Source organism: Duncaniella sp. (genome assembly GCF_029056165.1).
In the GTDB taxonomy this organism is placed as follows: domain Bacteria; phylum Bacteroidota; class Bacteroidia; order Bacteroidales; family Muribaculaceae; genus Duncaniella.
The window spans coordinates 135688-142643 of the sequence record NZ_JAIDBW010000037.1 but is presented as its reverse complement, the minus strand read 5'-3'; the positions used below and the strand labels follow the sequence as shown (position 1 = coordinate 142643).

The following is a 6956-nucleotide window of genomic DNA, read 5'->3' as shown; positions in this document are numbered from 1 at the left end:
CAAATATTGCTCCTAACACATTGAAAATTTACGTATTAGGAGCAATTGTTAAAATTTTCCCCGGACAGCTGTGCGGCACGCCGCGTCCCTACATTCGGAAATTTGTCAATTTTGACACTGCTGCTATATATTACGAAGGGTGTCTATAGTTTTCAAGGTTTTCTTAATTGAAATTACAATTCACATTTCTACCGTGATTGTTTAATAATATATTATTCGTTACTATTTTTCTGCATTAAATCCCACCACTAAATTTGCATTATATATTACTATTCTATATCTTTGCCAAATCATAAATCTAAAAATCACTGAGATATGAGAATTTTGCTTAAGACCTTAATCATTCTGTTTGTCTCGTCCTTCAACGTCCATGCACAGACTATCAGAGACAATGCCAATGATTCAGAGCTTGCACGTCTTGGCAAAAGGCAAACAGTTGATACGAGCTTCTTGGAGTGTGTCTATGAGCATTGCACCCACGATCCATTTTTTAATGAGACAAGAATAGATGACGAGATTCTTGAAATCGGCCGCAAAGCAAGCCGGTATGGATCCTATCCAAAATATGTCAAGGATTCAATAATCGCAACTGACTATCCGGCAGGTATCAGCAAGAACGATTATGATAAATTACGCAAACGGATCGGAAGCGTTTCATTCACAGAGACGCTCAAGGACTTCAATTCGGGAAAACTGAAACACTTTGAGACTATATTCACGGATCACTATGTCTATGAAGAGAATATCCCGACATTCAACTGGACATATTCCGATGAGACCGATGAAATATGCGGTTACAAGTGCAGCAAAGCTACCACTGAGTTCAGGGGGAGGAAATGGATCGCTTGGTACAGTGAAGAGATCCCGGTTGACAACGGACCTCTGAAATTCGGAGGACTACCGGGGCTAATATTAAAAATCGAGGATACCGATAAGGAGCATGTATTTGAAGCGATACAATTGAGGAAGAACACCCGGAACTTCGGTTATAATGCATGGTCTCTCATGATGCCAACGGACCGAAAGACATTCAATAAAACCATGTTTGATTATAAAACCGATGTAGTGGCATTTCTCGACAATGAATTTCCGGCAGCGGTAAATCCCGATGGAAGTCCCTTCACCCCTACCAAACGCCGTCTGTTCTACAATCCGGTAGAGAAAGACTGAAACACAGATCAAAAAACTTATAGCACCATGCTCTCCATCCCACGCATATCGATCATACTGCTGGCGATACTGCTATCTGCCGCAGTATGGGCTGCTGTCCCTTGGAAAGTGAGTGGCCGGGTTGATGATGCGGCCGGCGAACCGCTTGTGGGAGTTGTGGTGAAAATGTCGGACAGCAACGGAAAGACCGTGGCATTCTGTTCGACAGACAGCGAGGGTAATTTCAAGCTCAATTTCACAGGAGTTCCCGGTAAAGACTGGAAGGTCAGTTTTGCGTTCCTCGGATTCTCGACAAAAACCCTCACCATCGACGGCGTGAAGGACGGCATGAAAGTCGTCCTCGATGAAGCACCGCTCGAACTGAAAGAGGTGGTGGTGAAGATACCTCCCATAAAGAGTCGGGGCGACACTCTGACATACGATGTCGCATCGTTCCGGAGCAAAGCCGACCGTAATATCGAGGACGTGATCAAAAAACTCCCCGGTGTGGATGTCGATGACAAGGGCGGAATCTCGTATAACGGCGAGAGAATCAACCGCTTCTATATCGAAGGGCTCGACGTAGTGTCAGGACGCTACACGATCGCCACACGCAACATCTCGCCCGACGATATTCTTGCTGTCGATATCTATGAGAACCATCAGCCCAAACAGGTGTTGAAAGATGTCGATTTTTCCAACAAAGCCGCCCTCAATCTAAAAATGAAGAAGAAAAGTATGCTGAAGCCAATCGGCAACGTCAAAGGAGGCGCGGGAGGCGATGACAACGGCGACATGAAATGGCTCGGCGAAGGGTTCGGGATGTTCATAGCACCCTCGATGCAGGTACTTGTCACCGCAAAGGCCAACAACTGGGGAAATTCCTACAGCAACGAGACCCGATCGCTGATCACAGAGCCGGGAGACGAGGCCTCTATCGCAAGCAAGCTCTACGGTGATATGCCGTTCGGGAGCGCGAAGATCCCGTCGGAAAGATATTTTGACAACAGGGCGGTGACGGCCTCCGTCAATACCATAAGCAAGACGGGGCAGTATGGCAAACTCAACTTCACGGCAGACTACACTGACGAGGATAACCGGACGATCAACACTGAATCGATCACCTACACCAACAGCGAAGATCCTGCAATAAATTTCTACGAGAGAGTGGAGAGCCGACCGCGTTCGCAGGAAGCAAAGTTCAGCATGAAGATCGAGGAAAATGCCCCGACGCGCTTCATCGGGGACAGATTCTCGTTTCGCGGACGCTTCGCCGACAATAGTTATTCGATATTCAATTCCGGGGACGTCAGGCAGACATCGCGCACCGATGACTATAATTTCGCCAATACGCTCGACATGACCCTCCGCAGCGGGCGCAACATAGTCTCGTTCAATTCAAATATCGCCGTGGTCAACACACCTGTCAGCCGCATAAATGCAAGTGGTGACGCGACTTCCACACTGGTACAGCGGGGAAGCGCGCTTGCATTCACGACATCGGAGAAGATAGGCTATGCATGGACGCTGGCCGGTGTATCGACCCTCGGAGTCAATCTGAATTTCGATTCGGCCTACGATACGTTCAAATCCCGTTTCACCGCCGGATCATCGGGCTTCGCCAACGATATAAGAGGCTATGACCTGAAGACTGTTTTAGAACCTCACTACACCTACAGGCCCGACGTGCGTTTCAACGTCAAGGTTCAGTTGCCGCTGACACTGACGACCATGAAGTTTTCCGACCGGCTGACGGATAAGAAATATCCCGTCAACAAGACAGACTTCGGATTGAGGACGACCGTCAATTACAAACCGACCGCGCGCCTTCGCGGTTCACTGACCCTGTCGCGCAACACCCGGCTCGGCGACATCCGCGACTTCATCACCAATCCCGTCTATACCACATACCGGCAACGAACCACATTCGGCACCGGCCTGCTGAACGAAAGCGAGAGCTACAGCGCGGCCACGAACCTCTATTTCCGTGATCCGATAAAGGCTGTCTTCATAACTTTCACCGGGCTTTACCGTTCAGGTCACAATAACCGCATCACTGGAAGCAACGTAACTCCGGACGAGGTTTCCTCACTCGTGGCGAACAGCCGCAACCGCAGCGACATGCTGAACTTAGGGCTTACACTGTCGAAAAACGTGCGTCCGTGGCGCACCACATTCACACTGGACGGAAACGTCAATTCAATCCGGCGGAAAATCCTGAGACAGGAGAATCCATATCGGGTGGGAAACATCATCTATTCCCTCCACGGGGCTATAAGCAGCACGCCATTCAACGGTGCGGTAGATCTGGCCGTCAGCGCGTGGTACAAGTCATCAGTCCAGAAAATAACCGCTCTCGGTATGCGCAGTGATCTTAACGACATCATTGCGCAAGGTTCGCTGTCAGTCCATCCGGTAAGCGCGTTCGAGATCTATTCGCAGATCTACTGGAATCAGGCAACCGTGGGACAAGGCGGCACGAGGGATTGTTTCTTTCTCGGGGCGGGCGTGAGGTATCACGCCGGACATTTCGACTTAGAGTTGAGCGGAAAGAATCTTACAAACAGCCGTAGTTATTCCTACAGCTATTTCTCCGACTCCGATCTCTACAGCTACTCGTTCACCCTCCGCCCGATTGAATTTTTAGTCACCCTGAAATATTCTTTCTGACAGACCGGATATTTAGAGCCTGAGAGTATCAACCAACGATTCAGGTATCCCTATAAGAGTAATCAGCAACTACTCCAAGCAACAAATCATCTGAACCTCAATGCATTGTAGTGACGCGGCGTGCCGCGTATGCCGGATAGAATACAGCAGCCTGAAGTTTGGGCTGTAACTATTTCATTCGGCATACGCGGCACGCCGCGTCCCTACAAACCAATTTATATTATCATACCGCAATAGGTGTCCATCACACAATCATCAGCAATGATTGTCGTGCCTATGGATGATTGACGGGACGGTTACCTACTCCGTTTTCTCCGCCTGATAAGCTCCGAGATGGGGCATTGCTCCGCGCTCGACTCCATAGAAGTCACGTTCACCGTCGGCAGGCACGAAAGCGGCATAGCCGACATTACGTGCAGGTGATTCGGGCTGGAGGCGGTAATCGAAATAATAGTCCGAACGGACAGTGAAGTAGAGAGGATCCTCACCCCAGATGCAATCTATGAAATTCGCGTCATCGCTTCCGTTGCTCTTCAGTAGCGAACGGCGCACCGTCACCGCGCTGCCCGTCAGGTCAGAGGGGTAAAAATCCGTGCCATTGCCATAGAAAATACAGTTAGTGAAATCAGCATCCATGTAGGGCATCCCTGACTCGACGTCGTTATCGGCATTGAGATGATAGAGCTGCACCCCCGCACCGCGCAGTGCCGCGAATAGATAATAGTTGGCAAACGTACAGTTTGCAATACGTGCCTTGCCCCCCACGAGAGCCATGACACCGTCAGCCGCCTCCGCCACCTCACATCCGGTCAGGGTGATGTCGGCATAGCGGCCCACAAGCGAATAGCCCGCACTGTTGCGCAGACGGCAATTGAGCATAGTGACCTGCGAGAGCGAATCGGCCACGACTCCGCTGACGGTATTGCGGATCACCGTATGGCTGAGGGAATTGCCCCGGCTTTCGGGAGCAAACACTATCCCCTCCCACTGCGAGGCCATGAGATCAAATGAAATATTGGCCACGACGTTGCCCGTACGGTCACCGGCCATGTTGACGGGACGTTCCGGAGTTCCTTGTGTTATCAGAGTCCCCTCCACTCGCATGAAAGCCTTGTCGTGGAAGTGAAGCGTCACGCCTTCGGGGATTGTAAGCGTCGCACCGGGAGCTACAATGAGCGAGTCGAATACCTGATAAGGATATGCCGCGTCGAGACGCATGTCGCTTTCGACGATGACTCCACGCAGACGCTCCACGTCCTGTCCGGAAGCATTGATCACGACACTACGGGTGATTCCGTTGGTCGTGAAATCAATCATCTCATTCAGATCGGTTAGCGAGGGGACTCCATTAGCGGGCAATGTCGCCTCGACAAATACATAGATCGAGTCGTTAGGGCGTATCTCCACATTTGAGAATGTAGAGCCCGAAAAGCCATCGACATTGATGCGGAACGCTCCGTCGGGATTACGCAGAGAGATATTGCTGATACTGATTATCTTGTCGTGGCGGTTATAGACCATGAAACGGCTTGTAGGCGTAGGCTGGTCAGTAAACACGACACCAAGGCGGAGAGTATCCACCGAAAATTCGGGCTGGGCCGAGGGTGAATTGTCGATACCGTCCTCTATACAGCCTGAAAAAGCCGAAAGGACTACGAAAGCAAAAATTATGCGGAGGAGTGTTTTCATCGTAAAATCAAAAGAGATACTGATAAGTAGTTATCTACTATCTATCAACGATAAAATCCCCTCCTTATTGCCCGCGTGATGCATAAAGCACCCTGAAGCCGGGTCTGTAGCCGGCCGGTCTAATTTATAGCTTTCGCGTCGGCTTTCTTGACGGTCTTTATCTTGTTATCGGTCACGCGCTCAGGGCGGTCGCCGTCAGGGAGTTCCGCACGTCGGCGTAATCCGGACCGGTTCACGGATGTAGGTTTGGCAGCCGACGGAGCGGCAGAGGATGGCTTAGCGGGGACGGGCTTCGCTTCGGGTGTCGCAGGAGCGGCCACCGGCTTCTCATCGCCACCGACCGAATCCTTATACTCCTTCATGAACTGCGCGAGACGCTTAGTGATCGTATCCTGAGCCACTTTGACAGAGAAACCGCGATAAATCTGCTTACCGGTACTGTCAGCAACGATAAAGAACGGCACGGAAGGAATCTGAAGTGAATTAATGACAGGGGCGGCCACGCCTCCGGCCAGCCACGCCTGTATCCATTCGGCACTATCGCGTCCGACCGAAGCAGCCCATGAACTGCTGTCGCCCATAGCGGCGATCTCAAGAGCCTTGAATCTGCGGAGAGGAAGCTTGGCCGTCAGATCCTTGAGCACACTGCGCACACTGTCGCCCTTCCCTTGGCCGGTAACCACTATGAGGCTATAGCTTTGGTTCGACGGCCAGTAGTGGATCATGGTGTCGCGCCCCTCATAGCGTCCCGTCTGAATGGTCATCGACCTGACATTACCGCGGGCCGCTGACGAGACCTGCTCACCGACAAGTCCGGGATATGCGCCCATGACCCAATTGGCTCTCGCGGAAGGTTTCAGTATATTTATGAGCGAGTCCGCCTCAAGTTCATAACCTCGTGCGCAGAAACGTGTCACAAGCAAGGCTGCTGATGATATGCGGTCAGGATAATCGCGCACCACATCGGCCACGAGGCGGTTGATAGCCGCTACATCACCGCTACGCAACAATGAATCATTTGCCGCCACAAAGCTGCCGAGCTGTTCGGAGGCATCGTTACCCTTGATTTTAAGGGTCGATGGATTTTCGAGATCCATTTTCACGTTGATATGGTCACCGTTGCTGACCACACATGCAAACAGAGGCTCATTGTCCATCGTGAAGACCTCAACAAGCGTCGGGTCAGCCGCTACACCGCGCAGGGTGACCTTACCATCGACAGGATGAAAGGCCGAATGCTGCAGCGAGCGCGTGGTGTAATACATCTCCACACCCGTCGAGCCAAGGCCACGGATTTCGCAGTTGATCACAAATTCCTCGTCATTGCCGCACCCTGTCAGCAGTACAAGACACAATATTAAGATATGAAGGTAGCGCATGGGCGCAAAATTACTAAATTTTGTGTATATTTGCATCCACATTCATCAACTTTTAAAACAGGTCCCCAT

At 50.9% G+C, this 6956-nt stretch carries 4 protein-coding genes; 2 read left to right on the top strand and 2 right to left on the bottom strand.

Annotation, left to right across the window (positions count from 1 at the left end):
• Nucleotides 1-324: 324 nt before the first annotated feature.
• Nucleotides 325-1170, top strand: a complete 846-nt coding sequence (locus K2G41_RS09305; RefSeq protein ID WP_300117581.1) for a GLPGLI family protein — start codon at nt 325-327, stop codon at nt 1168-1170.
• A gap of 27 nt (nt 1171-1197) precedes the next feature.
• Nucleotides 1198-3819 (top strand): carboxypeptidase regulatory-like domain-containing protein, encoded by a 2622-nt coding sequence (locus K2G41_RS09300; protein ID WP_300117580.1) that lies wholly within the window; start codon nt 1198-1200, stop codon nt 3817-3819.
• A gap of 300 nt (nt 3820-4119) precedes the next feature.
• On the opposite strand, the gene K2G41_RS09295 is transcribed toward K2G41_RS09300, so the two are convergent.
• On the bottom strand, nt 4120-5508 hold the full coding sequence (locus tag K2G41_RS09295; protein WP_300117579.1) for a right-handed parallel beta-helix repeat-containing protein: 1389 nt from the start codon (nt 5506-5508) through the stop codon (nt 4120-4122).
• Nucleotides 5509-5627: 119 nt separating this feature from the next.
• On the bottom strand, nt 5628-6887 hold the full coding sequence (locus K2G41_RS09290) for a hypothetical protein (RefSeq protein ID WP_300117578.1): 1260 nt from the start codon (nt 6885-6887) through the stop codon (nt 5628-5630).
• Between the last annotated feature and the right edge of the window lie 69 nt (nt 6888-6956).